The sequence below is a fragment of the Bacillus cereus group sp. N21 genome (assembly GCF_016483395.1).
In the GTDB taxonomy this organism is placed as follows: domain Bacteria; phylum Bacillota; class Bacilli; order Bacillales; family Bacillaceae_G; genus Bacillus_A; species Bacillus_A pseudomycoides.
On the sequence record NZ_JAEHBX010000004.1, the window covers coordinates 115667 to 130682 of the forward strand.

Sequence of the window (15016 nt, forward strand, 5' to 3'; positions counted from 1 at the left end):
TTTAGGCCTAGTACACAGCCGGTGATTGGCTAGTGGAAGTTCTTCCATTTTACCAGTTCCGTTTTTTTGTTGGATAATAGAGGAAATATATTTTCTACAAGAAAGAAGGGACCGTTTTGAAAGATGTAGATTCTATTTCTAGGTAGAGGCAGAGTTTTTTAATTATATTCATAGAAGTATTTTCCATATTCATGGTAAATTAAATATAGAGATACATAAAGGAGGGCTACATATGGAAATAGCTGTAGAACGAGTTTTTACCAATAAAATTTTAGAAGAAGCTGCAAGAAGATTTAATGTTACAGTTGAAGAAAATCCGCTAGGTGATTTTGAAAATTATATTTTTCATGCAAAGGATGAAAGCGGAGTATCTTACGTATTAAGATTAACGCACTCTTCACATCGATCTGAAAAGCAAGTAGAAGCAGAATTAGATTTTTTACGGTATCTTGCAGAGAACGGAGCTAAGGTTGCAGCGCCATATTATTCAAAATCTAAAAAACTTGTAGAAGTAATACAAGCAGTAGATGGAACATTTTTTTATGTTTCTCTTTTTACCTATGCAACGGGTGAAAGAGTAAAGGGCGAAACATCTATTTATTGGGGCGATCCCCTTTTTGAAGCATGGGGAAAAGCAATTGGTCAACTTCATCGTCTTACAATTGATTATCCAAAAACGAAATATCGAGATACGCGGGAAGTAGAAGAAAAAGCAATTATTGATGAGTTAGATGACGAAAAGGTGCAAAATATAGCTTATATATTAATGGAAGAGATAAAGGCCCTTCCAATGGAAAAAAGAACGTTTGGTCTTATGCATCGTGATATTCATCAAGGGAATTTTCATTATGATGGGAAAGAGCTAACGATTTTTGATTTTGATGACGCGACTTATAATTACTTTATTCACGATTTGGCGATGGTTATCTATTATTCCGTTCTTTCAACCGCATGGACTGAACAAGAGAAAACATTGTTTGCACGTAAACAACTGCAAGTATTACGAAAAGGATACGAGTTAGAACATCAATTAGAGGAAAGTTGGTATGAATCGCTACCACTATTTTTGCGACTTCGTGATATTGGTTTGTATGGTACGATTCAGAAAAAATTCAAAGGAAAAGAAATGCCAGTACATTTTCAAAAACTAGCAGATGCCATTTATGTAAGAATTATAAAGCAGGAAGCAATTGTGAATATATAATACACATGCAACGTAACAAAGTATATAGATCGAATATATACTTTGTTTTTTTATACAAAAATATGTTTGTTTTATCAAAATAATATTGTCATAGACTTTAGATACCTTTATAATTTTTATATATTCTGAATATTCTTTATAGAGTGAAAAGGAGGGGGAATAGATTGGAAGCTTTCGTTACTTGGCTAAATAATATTGTATGGAGTCCCGCACTTGTTTATTTATGTTTAGGAGTAGGTTTATATTTTTCAATTCGAACGAGATTTTTACAAGTTAGGCATGCAGGTGAAATGGTGAGACTTACATTTCAAGGAGAAAAATCAGAAGCAGGTGTGTCTTCTTTCCAAGCGTTAGCACTTTCTTTATCTGGGCGCGTTGGAACAGGGAATATTGCTGGTGTAGCAACAGCGGTTGCATTTGGTGGTCCGGGAGCTGTCTTTTGGATGTGGGCTGTAGCATTTTTAGGGGCAGGATCTGCTTATGTGGAATCGACACTTGCTCAAATATACAAGACGAAGCATCAAGGTCAATTCCGCGGTGGCCCGGCTTACTATATTGAAAAGGGATTAGGGGTTAAGTGGTATGCACTCGTGTTTGTCGCTGCGACCATTCTTGCAACAGGAATGTTACTCCCAGGTGTGCAAGCGAATAGTATTGCCTTGAGTTTGGAAACAGCTTTTGGTATTAATACATCTGTATCAGGAGCAGTATTAGTTGTTGTATTAGCACTTATTATTTTTGGTGGGGTTAAGCGTATTGTTAACGTAGCACAGGTTGTTGTGCCATTTATGGCGGTTGGATATATACTTGTTGCTTGCGTAATTGTGTTTATGAATATTGAAAAGTTACCTGAAGCATTTATGTTAATTATAAAAAGTGCATTTGCATTAGAAGCTGCTTTTGGAGGGATTATCGGTTTAGCAATTTCTTGGGGAGTAAAACGTGGTATTTATTCGAATGAAGCAGGTCAAGGAACTGGGCCACATGCTGCTGCTGCTGCTGAAGTATCTCATCCAGCAAAGCAAGGCCTTGTGCAAGCATTTTCCGTTTACATTGATACATTATTTGTTTGTTCAGCAACAGCATTTATGATGATTATTACAGGCATGTATAACGTATTTGATGCAAGCGGAAAAAATTTCATTGTAAATAAATTGAATGGTGCAGAACCAGGACCAGGGTACACACAGGCAGCAGTTGAATCTGTGTTTCCTGGATTTGGAAACGGTTTCGTTGCAATTTCCCTATTATTCTTTGCTTTTACAACAATTATGGCGTATTACTACATTGCAGAAACGAATATTACTTATTTAAATCGTGATAAAGATCGTCCATGGATGTCACTTGTTTTAAAAATTGTTTTCTTAGGCGTTGTATTTTACGGCTGTGTCAAAACAGCAGCAACTGCTTGGGCTCTTGGTGATATCGGTGTAGGGATTATGGCATGGGTCAATATCATTGCAATCTTACTTTTACAAAAACCGGCACTGCTAGCACTGAAAGACTATGAAAAGCAGAAAAAAGAAGGGAAAGATCCTGTATTTGATCCAAAGGAGCTAGGAATCAAAAATGCTGATTTTTGGGAGCATGAATACGGAAAAGATAAGAAAGAAGAAGTGTCATAATAAGGTACTTGTAGAACAATAACGGGCAGTATATCTGCTCGTTATTGTTCAAATAATGGGAATTTATGTCTGCATGGCCGAATAAAATTTGAAGCAGAGAAATTTCACTTTATAAATAATCGCCCCAATTTAAAATACGATAGAAATAGAGAAGAAAGGGGGAAGCGAATTGATTGCCTTTCGTAATGTAAATAAGTTTTATGGTAGCTTTCAAGTCTTAAAAAATATTAATTTACAAGTTCAAAAAGGTGAAGTAGTTGTAATTGTTGGACCATCAGGGTCTGGAAAAAGTACATTGCTCCGCTGCATTAACCAATTGGAAACAATTACAGAAGGAGAATTAGTCGTACAAGATGTGGAAGTACATAATCCGAAAACAGATATGAATCAATTACGCCGAAATATTGGAATGGTATTTCAGCATTTTTATTTATATCCACACAAAACAGTGCTCCAAAATATTACACTTGCACCGATAAAAGTAAATAATATCTCAAAAGAAGAAGCGGAAAAAACAGCAATGTATTATTTGCAAAAAGTAGGGATTCCAGAGAAAGCGAATGTGTATCCGCAGCAATTATCAGGGGGACAACAGCAACGGGTAGCAATCGCAAGGGGATTAGCAATGAAACCAGAAATTATGTTATTCGATGAGCCAACTTCTGCACTTGATCCAGAAATGATTGGTGAAGTGCTCGATGTTATGAAAACCTTAGCAAAGGAAGGGATGACGATGGTTGTCGTGACCCATGAAATGGGATTTGCACGTGAAGTAGCAGATCGTATTATATTCATGGATGAAGGACAAATCATTGAAGATACAAAGCCAGTGAACTTCTTTGCAAACCCAGAGCAAGAAAGAGCACGATTATTTTTAAGTCGAGTGTTAAACCATTAGAGGAGGGGTTTTATGTTTAAGGTGAAGAAACTGTTCGTTTTAATTGTATTTTCATGTTTATTTACTCTGATCGTAGCAGGTTGCGGGAAGGAAACGTCCAAAGAAGTTTCTAAAGAAACTTCGGGCGGAAAAGTGGTAGATCAAATTAAAAAGCGTGGGAAATTAGTAGTCGGAGTTAAGAATGATACAAACTTATTTGGATTGAAAGACCCTGCAACAGGGAAGGTAGAAGGGTTTGATGTTGATATAGCCAAAGCGCTTGCGAAAAAAATTCTAGGAGACGAGAGTAAAGTAGAATTCAAAGAAGTGACGTCTAAAACACGTATTCCAATGTTGAAAAACGGCGATATTGATACGATTATCGCAACGATGACAATTACAGAAGAGCGTAAAAAAGAAGTTGATTTTTCAGATGTATATTTTAAAGCAGGACAGTCATTACTTGTGAAAAAAGGGAGCAAAATCAAGAGTATTGATGATGTGAAAAGCGGTGTGACAGTATTGGCGGTAAAAGGATCAACTTCTACCCAAAATATTCGTAAAAAATCACCAGAAGCAAAGGTGCTAGAATTTGAAAATTATAGTGAAGCATTTACAGCATTAAAAGCAGGGAAAGGTGATGTCCTTACAACAGATAATGCGATTTTATACGGTATGGCAAAACAAGATGCAAATTATCAAGTTGTTGGAAAAATTTTCACGGATGAACCGTATGGAATTGCTGTTCAAAAAGGAGCAACAGATTTAACAAAGGTAATTAATGATTTGTTAAAAGAGATGAAAGCAAATGGAGAATACGATAAATTATATGAAAAATGGATTGGTGAAAAGCCAGAGAAGTAAAGTATAGAAAGAGTAAGAGGATGAGAGATACTCATCCTCTTCTTGTAAAGAAAGAGGGGGAGCATTTGCCTGATTTTTCTATTCTTACAAACAATCTTGATTTGTATTTAGAAGGATTTAAATATACAGTGATGTCCAGCATTGTTGCACTGATTGGGAGTTTCATTCTTGGTACGATTATGGCAGTGATGCGAATTGCACCCATTCGAGTTTTGAATTGGTTTGGCGCAGCTTATGTAGAATTCATTCGAAATATCCCACTTGTTTTAATTGCGTTTGTATTTTATTTTGCTTTTCCGGTAATGGGTGTTACATTAAATGGTTTTATTGCTGGTACGGCTGCACTTACAATCTATACAGCCGCATTTATTGCAGAAGCAATTCGAGCTGGAATCTTGTCAGTTCCGAAAGGACAGATGGAAGCAGCACGTTCTTCTGGCTTAACGTACGTGCAAGCGATGTATTATATCGTTTTACCACAAGCTATTAAAATAGTAATTCCGCCATTAGGTAATCAATTTCTCAATTTAGTAAAGAACTCATCTATCCTTGGCATTATTGCTGGAGCAGATTTGATGTATCAAGGAGATTTAATTTCAACAAGAACATTTGTTACATTTGATGTGTATATATTTGTTGGTATGTTTTATTTATTATTGACTGTACCGCTTAGTATGCTTGTGCGTTATTTTGAGAAACGCTTAGCGAAAGGAGCGGTGTAAATGGATTTTCGAGGTGCTTATACAGGCGATCATGTTTTATTTTTATTAAAAGGGCTACTTGTTACATTAGAAATAGCTGTTGTAGCGATTTTACTTAGTTTTATTATTGGTAGTATAGTGGGGACTTTACGATATGCAAAAATACCAGTCGTATCACAGTTACTAGCTTTTATCGTTGAAATTATTCGAAATTTACCACTGCTTTTAATCATCTTCTTTACATATTTTGCACTCCCAGAAGCTGGGCTGAAATTAGAGATTACAACGGCAGCAATTGTTGCTTTAACGATATTTGAAGCAGCGATGATATCAGAAATTGTTCGCAGTGGTTTATTATCGATTGAAAAAGGACAAATTGAAGCAGCGCGCGCGTCTGGATTATCATATATCCAAACACTTTGGCATATTATTTTACCGCAAGCATTGAGACGAATGGTACCACCGCTCGTCAGTCAATTTATCTCGTTATTAAAAGATACGTCACTAGCGGTTGTTATCTCCTTGCCAGAACTCATGCATAATGCCCAAATTATTAATGGACAAAACGTAAACTATATGATTCCTACATTACTACTTGTTGCTTGTATGTATTTTGTTGTCAACTACAGTTTATCACTTGTGTCTAGGAAATTAGAAAGCCGTTAACTCTTACATGAAATGAGATGTGAGAGTTTTTTTATGTTTTTTACATAGTTTAAAAGTTGGGATTTGGAAGATATTTAGTTTTTTAGTAGTGTAATTGTAAGATAGATGAAAAAACATTATATTTTATCAGAAAAGTTTTAATTTTATATAGAAATTGTAACCGCTTTCGTGTATATTTTTATTATCAGAAAATTTTAAAAAGAGATAGAGGGTACTTGTAGGGGAGGATTACGATGCAGCAAACAACGAATGAGAAATTACATCGTACGATGAAGAGTAGACATTTATTTATGATTGCACTTGGAGGTGTAATTGGAACAGGTTTTTTTCTTGGATCAGGATATACCATTAACCAAGCAGGACCAGGAGGAGCGATCCTTTCTTATTTAGTCGGTGGATTTATTATGTATTTAACAATGCTTTGCCTTGGTGAGCTAACGGTAGCGATGCCGGTTTCTGGTTCTTTCCAAAAATATGCGACGAAGTTTATCGGTCCAGGAACAGGATTTATGATTGGATGGCTTTATTGGCTTGGATGGGCAGTTACAGTTGGTTTAGAGTTAACGTCTATCGGCTTAATGATGAAAAGATGGTTTCCAACTGTAGATGTTTGGGTATGGTGTCTTGTATTTGGAGTTATTTTATATATGTCAAATGCTATCTCAGCAAAGAGTTATGCTGAATTAGAATTTTGGTTCTCAAGTATTAAAGTAATTACAATTATTGCATTTGTTGTTCTTGGTGGTAGTGCGTTATTTGGTTTTTTACCGTATGACGGAAAAGAAGCAGCGCCTCTTTTTTCTAACTTTGTGAGCGATGGTGGATTGTTCCCGAATGGACTGGCTGCGGTGCTTCTTACAATGATTACAGTTAATTTTTCCTTCCAAGGAACAGAGTTAATTGGGATTGCAGCAGGAGAGAGTCAAGAACCGGAAAAAACAATCCCACGTGCAATTCGTAATACAGTATGGCGCATTATGTTGTTCTTTATTTTAACAATGACGATTTTAGTAGGTTTAATTTCATGGAAAGATGCAGGGGTTATTGAAAGCCCATTCGTTGTTGTATTTGATAAGATCGGTATTCCATATGCAGCAGATATTATGAACTTCGTTATTATCACTGCTTTATTATCTGTAGCAAATTCAGGATTATATGCGGCGACGCGTATACTATGGTCACTTGCAAATGAAGGAATGGCACCAACTTCCTTCAAAAAGGTAAATAAACGCGGTATTCCGATTACGGCATTAGTAGTTACAATCGCAGTAGCGGCATTATCTTTACTAACAAGCTTTTTGGCAGAGGATACAGTATATATTTACTTATTATCTGTTGCTGGTTTATCTGCAGTTGCAAGTTGGATTATCATTGCTTTATCACAACTTCGATTTAGAAGTCAGTATGTAAAGCAAGGCGGAAAAGTAGAAGATTTAAAATATAGAACACCGTTATATCCAATTGTTCCTATTTTAGCGTTAATTACAAATAGCATTGTTGTTATTAGTTTAGCATTCATTCCAGAACAGCGTATGGCGCTATATTGCGGCATTCCATTTATCATTTTCTGTTACGTGTATTATTATATAAATAAGAAACGGAAGCAAATTACGAAAGTGGAGATGGGAACAACGTATGAAACTAACAATCAAGCATGATAATATTGAGACAGAACTTTCACATGGTCAATTGTCTATTGGAAAAGAAAGTGGATATACACCGTTAGAGTTATTCGTTTCCTCTATTGCAGGGTGCAGTGCAATTGTATTTCGGACAATTTTAGAAAAGAAGCGTATTACATACGATACGTTTACAATTGAAACTGAAATTGGAAGAAGCGAAGTTTTACCAAGGCAGGTAGAAAGTCTTCATTTGCACTATAAAATAAAAGCAGAAGGAATTACACAGGTACAGTTAGAAAAAGCGTTAGAGCTTGCGGTGAAGAATTGTACGATTGCTCAATCTGTGAAGGATAGTATAAAAATTACGGAAACAATTGAGTTAATTGGTGAATAAACTTTTGTAGAGCAAATAATGTGCGAAAAAGCTTAAGAGAATTTCTCTTAAGCTTTTTCACATACTGATTGGCAATGACATAGTAAAGCAAGAACCTTGATTTACTTCACTTGTAACAGTAATTTCTCCGCCATGTAGTTCGACTATTTCTTTTACAATGGCAAGTCCTAATCCAGTTCCACCAGTTGAACGAGATCTTGCTTTATCGACGCGATAAAATCGTTCAAAAATGTGTGGGATATCTTCTTCTGGAATTCCTTCTCCTGTATCTTGGATGGCAATTTCAAGTTGTGTTTTATGTTCTGTAACGGAAATGGTAATTCGAGAATGTTCAGATGAGTGTGCATACGCATTATTTAAAATATTGATGATAACTTGTTCAAACCTTTGTTCATCAAGAGCTATAGAAAGTGAAGAAGGACATGTTGAAGAAACACTGATATGTTTTGCTTCATACATTATATTCACTTTTGTAACAATGCGAGAAAGAAAGGTTTGCAAGTGTACTTCCTTTGCCTGAATAGAAAAATTATGTTTTTCCATTTGAGCAAGCAAGAATAAGTCTTGTACTAAATTTGTAATATAATCAGCTTCATCTTTTATAATTGATAAATATTTTTGGCGCTGTTCAGGAGGTGTACTGTTTTTCATGGCGATATCTGCATATCCCCTCACATAGGTTAGGGGTGTTCTTAGTTCATGGGCGACACTCGCTAGAAATTCACTGCGTTCTTTTTTCATATAATGTAAATCATTCGCGAGCGTTTGGATAGATTGGGTTAGTTCGCCAATTTCATCATTTCGAGTACTAGTTAAAGAGACTGATAAGTCACCGCGACTCATTTTTTCAGTAGCATGCTTCATACGGAGAAGTGGTTTTGTTAACAGACGCGATAGAAGAAATATCGTAATGACTGTTAAAATAAATGTAACAACACCAGCAACAAGAAATTGTTTTGTAAGACCTGCAATCATTTCTTTAATGGAACTTGTGCTAAGAAACATATAAACATAACCTTGCGTTTTTCCTTCTATTATTATTGGACTAACTGTGCATATATAATTAGAAGTTTTCCAGTGGTTCTCCACGATCGTTCCGTTATGGTTCGTATCTGCTATCATTCCAATAATGTACCTCTTTATAGTGGAATCTATATCATTAGATTTTGCTAATATTTTTTTCTGAGCGTTTGTAATAATAACTTTTGTTTCAGCTTCTGACTCCATTAAAGCGACATGAGAGATTGTTTGGAAATCAAAATATTTCTCAAGTACATCTCGGTGGCTATTTCCACGTTTTAATAATGCTGTCATTTCCTCATTTACCCTCGTATTGACAAGGCTATAATAGAGTAAAACAAATAGGACGGTTTCGATTAAAAGCGTAAAAATTAAAAAGTAAAATCCGAGTTGAACAGAAATTCGTTTCATCGCGTAACTCCTTGATTTTCAGCGTCAATCCACCGGTAGCCAACTCCATACACAGTTTTTAAATGTTCGTCAATTGGAAAATTGTTCTTTCGCAATTTATCACGTAAGTTACGAATATGAGAATCCACTGTGCGATCCTCTGTATTTGTATCTAGTCCCCAAATCCGTTCGATCAGTTGATTGCGGCTGAGTATATAGTTTACGTGACGTAAAAATAATCCAAGTAAAGAGAATTCAATTGGTGTAAGCAAAACCTCTTGTCCATGAACGGAAATAAAGTGCTTTGCTTCATCCCACAAAATCCCTTTATATTTTAGGTGTTCATGCTGATTACTACGCCGCAATACAGCTTCAATGCGTGCTAACAGTTCACCTTCATGAAAAGGTTTTGTTATATAATCATCAGACCCGATTTTTAATCCTTGAATAACATCAATCGTCTGATCGCGTGCGGTTACCATAATAATAGGAACGTTACTAAACGAACGAATTCTGTTACATGTTTCCCAACCATCCATTTTCGGCATCATAATATCGAGAAGAACAAACTTAAAACTTTGGTTTTCTATATAAGAAATAGCTTCTTGTCCAGAAGTCGCACAAACGCAGTTATATCCTCTAGGAGTAAGATAAAGCGTTAATAATTCGAGCATACGTGGTTCATCATCTACAAGTAGTATATCCATCATATAATATCCTCCGTATTTGTATTCACTACTAAAAGTGTAATGCAAAATCCTGAAGAAATGGTGCAGATTATCATGCATCTGCATAATTTCTTCAGAATTGCTTGTTATTGTATAGTTAAAATTTACATTTTAGGTAAAGTATATAGGCTCAAACGTGACGAATATGGAGGCGGTATAGTGAAAAAAGAAACTCGAGTTTTGAGTATGACAATAGCTGCTGTACTTGGACTTGCAGCGTGTGGGCAAGCGAATACGGAGCATAAAAATCACGAATCTAAAAAAGAGAAGAAAAATGAGCAGCAAAAAGATATGAAGGTGCATCATGCAGCGATGCCACCGAAAGAAATGAATGCTGGAGCATCTAGAGATGTATTAACAACAAGTTTAAAAAATGTAACACGATTAAACACAAATGATCCTGTGCAAATGGCAGTATTAACATCACAAACAATATGGCCAGCGACTCACAAAGAGAACCAACCAGGAGCGGTGATTTTAGTACCAGCTAATCAGTGGCAACTTGGAATTGCTAGTGCGGATTTCATTCATCATCCAAACAATGGACCTATTTTATTTATGAATAAAGAAAGTATTCCAGAGGCGACGTTAAAAGAAATCAAGCGGTTAAACCCACTTGGAACAAAAGATGGAACACAAATTATGGTGATGGGAGATGTAGAATCTTCCATATTAAATCAACTGAAAGAATATAAAATAAAGCAAATAAAAGAAACTGATCCAGCGACGTTTGCGAAAGATGTTGATAAAGAATATGCAGACATAACAGGGAAGTACCCAGAAAGTGTCATTATCGCTTCTTCCGAAGAAGAGGGGCGTTTGTATACAACACCAGCTGTGAACTGGATTGCTCATATGCCTGAACCTCTTTTATATGTAGCAAAAGATAAAGTACCTGAGGCTACAATAGAAGCGTTGAAAGCAAGAAAAGGAAAAGCAAATATATATCTTTTAGGACCTGAAAAAATTATTTCAAAAGAGGTAGAAAAACAGTTAAGTAAGCATGGAAAAGTAACGCGCATTAGCGGAGAAAATCCAACAGAAAACTCAATCGCTTTTGCAAAGTTTAAAGATAAGAAAACACAATTTGGATGGGGATTCACAAAACCAGGGCACGGCGTATCATTTGTTTCAACAGAAACTCCCGATTTAGCAATTACTGGAGCGCCGTTTTCACATATGGGGAAACATGCACCTGTTCTATTATTAGATAAAGGGAAGGTTTCCCAGCCAGTATATGATTTATTAGCTACGATTCAACCAAAGTTTAAAGATGATCCAACGCTCGGGCCATATAACCATGGTCTTCTATTAGGAAATACAGAGAATATTTCGTTTGAAACGCAAGGAATACTTGACGAGAAGTTAGAGATTGTTCAAGAAAATGGTGGGGGACACGGTGGACATTAAGAGAAAAGACGTTGCATGATGCAGCGTCTTTTCATTTGGGAAAGTTTTTTATAGCAAAAAATCTGACATTCGTTATATAATAGCACTCGTGCAATCGGCCCGATTTTCTTACGGAGAAAATCAAAAAATAAGAAAAGTAGAGGAGTGTTATCTTGTTACACATAATCTAGCTCTTGGTGTTATGATTGGTACAGTAATAAGTGCAGTTTTATTCGCAGCAAATATGGCAAAGATTCACGTGAAACATTCTTATATTGGTGAGAAAAAGGTATACGCTGTTCACGGACAACTCTTCTTTGCATCGACTACAGAATTTATAAATGTATTTCAGTTTAAAGAAGATGTGACAGAAGTAGAAATTGATTTTACACACGCCCATGTATGGGATGATTCAGCTGAGGCTGCGGTTGATAAAGTTGTAGTGAAGTATGAGAAAAATGGTGTGAAAGTAAACATAACGGGATTAAATGAGCGTAGTTCAGAGCTTGTTACAAAATTGGCGAAACAAGCTGTTCGTTAAATAGGAAGAACCTTTTCGAAGGACCGAAAAGGTTCTTTTTGTATTATAATACGAGTATGATGATGAAAGGGGTTTCAGAAGATGTACAAGCAAATTATATTAGCATGTGATGGTTCAGAACACGCAATACGCGCAGCAAAACATGCCGTACATATTTCTACATTGAGTAAGGAAGTAACCGTTGAAGTTGTATACGTAGTAGATAGTAGAACAGCAAAATCAGATATTATACAGGGACAAACAAATATAGAAACAATTTCAGCTAGTCGAAAAGATAGATTAAAAGAAATTGAGATTTTATTACAGCAAGAAGGAGTTTCTTATAAAATTACGATTTTACATGGTGATCCAGGAAATACACTTGTGCAATATGTAAATACAGGAGACATTGATCTTGTAATAGTGGGGAGTAGGGGATTGAATACATTGCAAGAAATGGTACTTGGTAGTGTAAGTCATAAAATAGCAAAACGAGTGAAATGTCCGGTGATGATCGTGAAGTAACAGGCAGCAGAAATGTTGTCTGTTTTTTTGAGATAAATCTTACAAAATTGTAAGACTGTTGTTAGGGAAATCGATGTTTTGAAATTTCCTCCATTGATATGATGTAATCATCAAAGGGAGAGAATGGGGGATGTAAGAAATGAAAGCATTTCAAAGTTTAACATATAGTCAAGGAGTGAGTCTTATTTGTTTAGGGGGATTTACTACTTCGGTGACATTGGCTATTGCTATGAAAATGTTTCAGCAGATGTTTTTATAAAAGTAATGTTGTAAATAGAAGGGAAATGATTGTTATAGGCTGCAAGACAATATCACTAGACATAAATAAAAAATAGCTCTTAGCATATATCTGAATGCTAAGAGCTATTTTATTTCTTTACTTCAGCTTTTGTTCCCCACTGATTAAAGCTTTTCACTTTATCTTATAGAAGTTTTTAAGAAAAACCTCCGTTTAAGCTTGTTGTGATTTTGAAGATCCTGTGTTTAAAGTTAGAGCAAGGAATACAATCGCAAGTACACAAGATGTAAGTAATAGAATGAAACCGCCGTTCCATCCGAAAGCATCTACAATAAAGCCCATTGCAGCACTAGCAAATGCAGCACCGCCCAGGTAACCGAAGAAACCTGTTAAACCAGCAGCTGTTCCAGCAGCTTTCTTTGGTGCTAAGTCAAGGGCATGTAATCCAATGAGCATAACTGGTCCATAAATTAAGAAGCCAATTGCCACTAGTGCGATGCTATCGATGATTGGATGACCAGCCGGATTTAACCAATAAACAAGAACAGCAATGAATACACCAACCATGAATAAAATACCAGCAGGGGCACGGCGCCCTTTAAATAATTTATCGCTCATCCATCCGCAAAGGAGTGTGCCCGGAATACCAGCAAATTCGTATAATGCGTATGCTGTACGAGAACTATTATGAGTAAAGTTTTTTTCTTCTACTAAATAAGTAGGTGCCCAGTCTACAACACCGTAGCGTACGAAGTATACGAATACGTTAGCTATAGCGATGTACCATAAAAATTTGTTGTTTAGTACATAAGTAAATAAAATTTCCTTTACCGAAAGTTCGCGTTCACGATCTTTTACTCTTTCATCTGAAGGATATTCACCCGTATATTCTTCAATAGGTGGTAATCCACAAGATTGCGGTGTATCGCGCATTACAATTAATACATAGATCCCAACTAAAATTGCAAAAATACCTGGGAAGTAGAAAATGCTTTGCCAGCTACCAGCAAATAAGAATAGTCCTAATGTTACGAGTGGTCCCATAAGTCCGCCACCAACATTGTGGGCAACGTTCCAAATGGACATTTTTGTACCGCGTTCACTAATAGAGAACCAATGAACCATTGTGCGGCCACATGGAGGCCAGCCCATACCTTGTACCCAACCATTTAAAAATTGAAGAACAAACATAAGCAAAATACTTGTTGTAATAAAAGAGAATGAACCAAAGATAATATTAATGATACCGGATAAAAATAGTCCTGCCGCTAAGAAGTAGCGGGGATTACAACGGTCAGAGACAATCCCCATAATAAATTTACTTAAGCCATATGCAATGGATACAGCAGAAAGGATAACTCCAAGTTCACCTTTGCTAAATCCTTGTTCAACAAGATAAGGCATAGCCAGTGAAAAGTTTTTGCGAACAAGGTAGTAACCTGCATAGCCAATGAAAATGCCTAAAAATACTTGTAAGCGCAGTTTGCGGTATTCGCTATCAATGCGATCAGCAGGTAAGCGCTCTGTATGCGGCGCAGGTTTAAACAACTGAGTTAAAAACATAACCTAAAAATCCTCCTCTATTATTGAAAACGTTTTATGACATAGTCTTTATACTCTCATTCCCCATGACTGTCAATATTAACTTGGTCAAAAATTATACAACTTTGCGACAAAAATGTAAACGTTTTTACAAAATAAAATTATTGACGAAATTAATTATAGGGTTTAATATTTAAATACGTTAAATATTTTATTGTTTAAATAAGAGGTGGATAACATGCCAAATGATATGACTCATATTGATAGAATTCAGGCTTTAGCATTCTCTATAGGAAAGAAAATGCAAACGGAGTTACTAGAACAAATGCAAGCATCAGGACTTACACCACCGCAATTTTATATTTTGAAAATTTTAGACCATTACGGTGCATCAAGAGCAACGAAATTGGCGAAGAAAATGTATGTGAAACCAAGCGCAATTACAGTGATGATCGATCGGTTAATCGATCAAGAATTGGTACTGCGCTACCATGACAAAGAAGATCGCCGTGTTGTTGTAATTGAGCTGACGAAGAAGGGGAAAGATGTAGTAGAAGAGGCAATGACTGCTCGTAATAAGCATATTGCAAAATACTTCTCACAGTTAGAATTACAAGAGAGAGAAGATTTACTACGCTTATTTGAAAAGTTAGAGGTAATTATTTGCGGGGAATCTGAGAAGAAAGAGACAAACTAAAAGGAATTGAGGAG

15 protein-coding genes and 1 pseudogene are annotated in these 15016 nt (G+C 36.0%); 13 read left to right on the forward strand and 3 right to left on the reverse strand.

Annotated features, from left to right (window positions below; translation table 11 throughout):
* Positions 1-232 precede the first annotated feature (232 nt).
* The 8 genes from JDS96_RS03640 to JDS96_RS03675 all read left to right on the forward strand — a co-directional run bounded on the left by JDS96_RS03640 (position 233) and on the right by JDS96_RS03675 (position 7953).
* Positions 233-1204, forward strand: coding sequence for a phosphotransferase enzyme family protein (locus tag JDS96_RS03640; protein ID WP_199666059.1), 972 nt, complete (start codon positions 233-235; stop codon positions 1202-1204).
* 164 nt (positions 1205-1368) lie between these two features.
* Positions 1369-2829 carry an alanine/glycine:cation symporter family protein gene (locus JDS96_RS03645; RefSeq protein WP_018765564.1) on the forward strand — a complete coding sequence of 487 codons (1461 nt, stop codon included), beginning with the start codon at positions 1369-1371 and terminating at the stop codon, positions 2827-2829.
* Positions 2830-2998: 169 nt separating this feature from the next.
* Entirely contained in the window at positions 2999-3727 is a 729-nt protein-coding gene (locus tag JDS96_RS03650; protein ID WP_003195229.1) for an amino acid ABC transporter ATP-binding protein, read from the forward strand.
* Positions 3728-3739: 12 nt separating this feature from the next.
* Complete coding sequence (locus JDS96_RS03655; protein ID WP_199666061.1) at positions 3740-4570, forward strand: glutamate ABC transporter substrate-binding protein; 831 nt, start codon at positions 3740-3742, stop codon at positions 4568-4570.
* Between the two features lie 65 nt (positions 4571-4635).
* Positions 4636-5292 carry an amino acid ABC transporter permease gene (locus JDS96_RS03660; RefSeq protein ID WP_026008548.1) on the forward strand — a complete coding sequence of 219 codons (657 nt, stop codon included), beginning with the start codon at positions 4636-4638 and terminating at the stop codon, positions 5290-5292.
* Positions 5293-5937: an amino acid ABC transporter permease gene (locus tag JDS96_RS03665; RefSeq protein WP_003195223.1), complete on the forward strand. Its 645-nt coding sequence runs from the start codon at positions 5293-5295 to the stop codon at positions 5935-5937.
* A 233-nt stretch (positions 5938-6170) separates the two neighbouring features.
* Complete coding sequence (locus JDS96_RS03670) at positions 6171-7595, forward strand: amino acid permease (protein WP_003195221.1); 1425 nt, start codon at positions 6171-6173, stop codon at positions 7593-7595.
* Positions 7573-7953: an OsmC family protein gene (locus JDS96_RS03675; protein ID WP_199666063.1), complete on the forward strand. Its 381-nt coding sequence runs from the start codon at positions 7573-7575 to the stop codon at positions 7951-7953. Before JDS96_RS03670 ends, JDS96_RS03675 begins: the two co-directional genes overlap by 23 nt.
* A gap of 57 nt (positions 7954-8010) precedes the next feature.
* On the opposite strand, the gene JDS96_RS03680 is transcribed toward JDS96_RS03675, so the two are convergent.
* A complete protein-coding gene (locus JDS96_RS03680; protein ID WP_199666065.1) occupies positions 8011-9384 on the reverse strand; it encodes a sensor histidine kinase in 1374 nt (457 codons plus the stop codon).
* On the reverse strand, positions 9381-10073 hold the full coding sequence (locus JDS96_RS03685; protein WP_199666067.1) for a response regulator transcription factor: 693 nt from the start codon (positions 10071-10073) through the stop codon (positions 9381-9383). The genes JDS96_RS03680 and JDS96_RS03685 overlap by 4 nt, the downstream gene beginning before the upstream one ends.
* Positions 10074-10250: 177 nt before the next feature.
* Between JDS96_RS03685 and JDS96_RS03690 the strand changes: the two genes are divergently transcribed.
* The 4 genes and pseudogenes from JDS96_RS03690 (at position 10251) to JDS96_RS03705 (ending at position 12784) form a co-directional block, all read left to right on the forward strand.
* The gene (locus JDS96_RS03690; protein ID WP_199666069.1) at positions 10251-11501 is read left to right on the forward strand and encodes a cell wall-binding repeat-containing protein; all 1251 of its coding nucleotides are present in this window, start codon (positions 10251-10253) and stop codon (positions 11499-11501) included.
* A gap of 151 nt (positions 11502-11652) precedes the next feature.
* Positions 11653-12021 (forward strand): annotated as a pseudogene (locus JDS96_RS03695) (STAS domain-containing protein); the annotation flags it as partial.
* A gap of 81 nt (positions 12022-12102) precedes the next feature.
* On the forward strand, positions 12103-12525 hold the full coding sequence (locus tag JDS96_RS03700) for a universal stress protein (RefSeq protein WP_003195208.1): 423 nt from the start codon (positions 12103-12105) through the stop codon (positions 12523-12525).
* Positions 12526-12664: 139 nt separating this feature from the next.
* A complete protein-coding gene (locus JDS96_RS03705; protein WP_003195205.1) occupies positions 12665-12784 on the forward strand; it encodes a DUF4027 family protein in 120 nt (39 codons plus the stop codon).
* 192 nt (positions 12785-12976) lie between these two features.
* Here JDS96_RS03705 and glpT read toward each other — a convergent pair whose 3' ends face one another.
* A complete protein-coding gene (gene glpT, locus JDS96_RS03710; protein WP_006093537.1) occupies positions 12977-14326 on the reverse strand; it encodes a glycerol-3-phosphate transporter in 1350 nt (449 codons plus the stop codon).
* 217 nt (positions 14327-14543) lie between these two features.
* Between glpT and JDS96_RS03715 the strand changes: the two genes are divergently transcribed.
* Entirely contained in the window at positions 14544-15002 is a 459-nt protein-coding gene (locus JDS96_RS03715) for a MarR family winged helix-turn-helix transcriptional regulator (RefSeq protein WP_003195202.1), read from the forward strand.
* Positions 15003-15016: the final 14 nt, after the last annotated feature.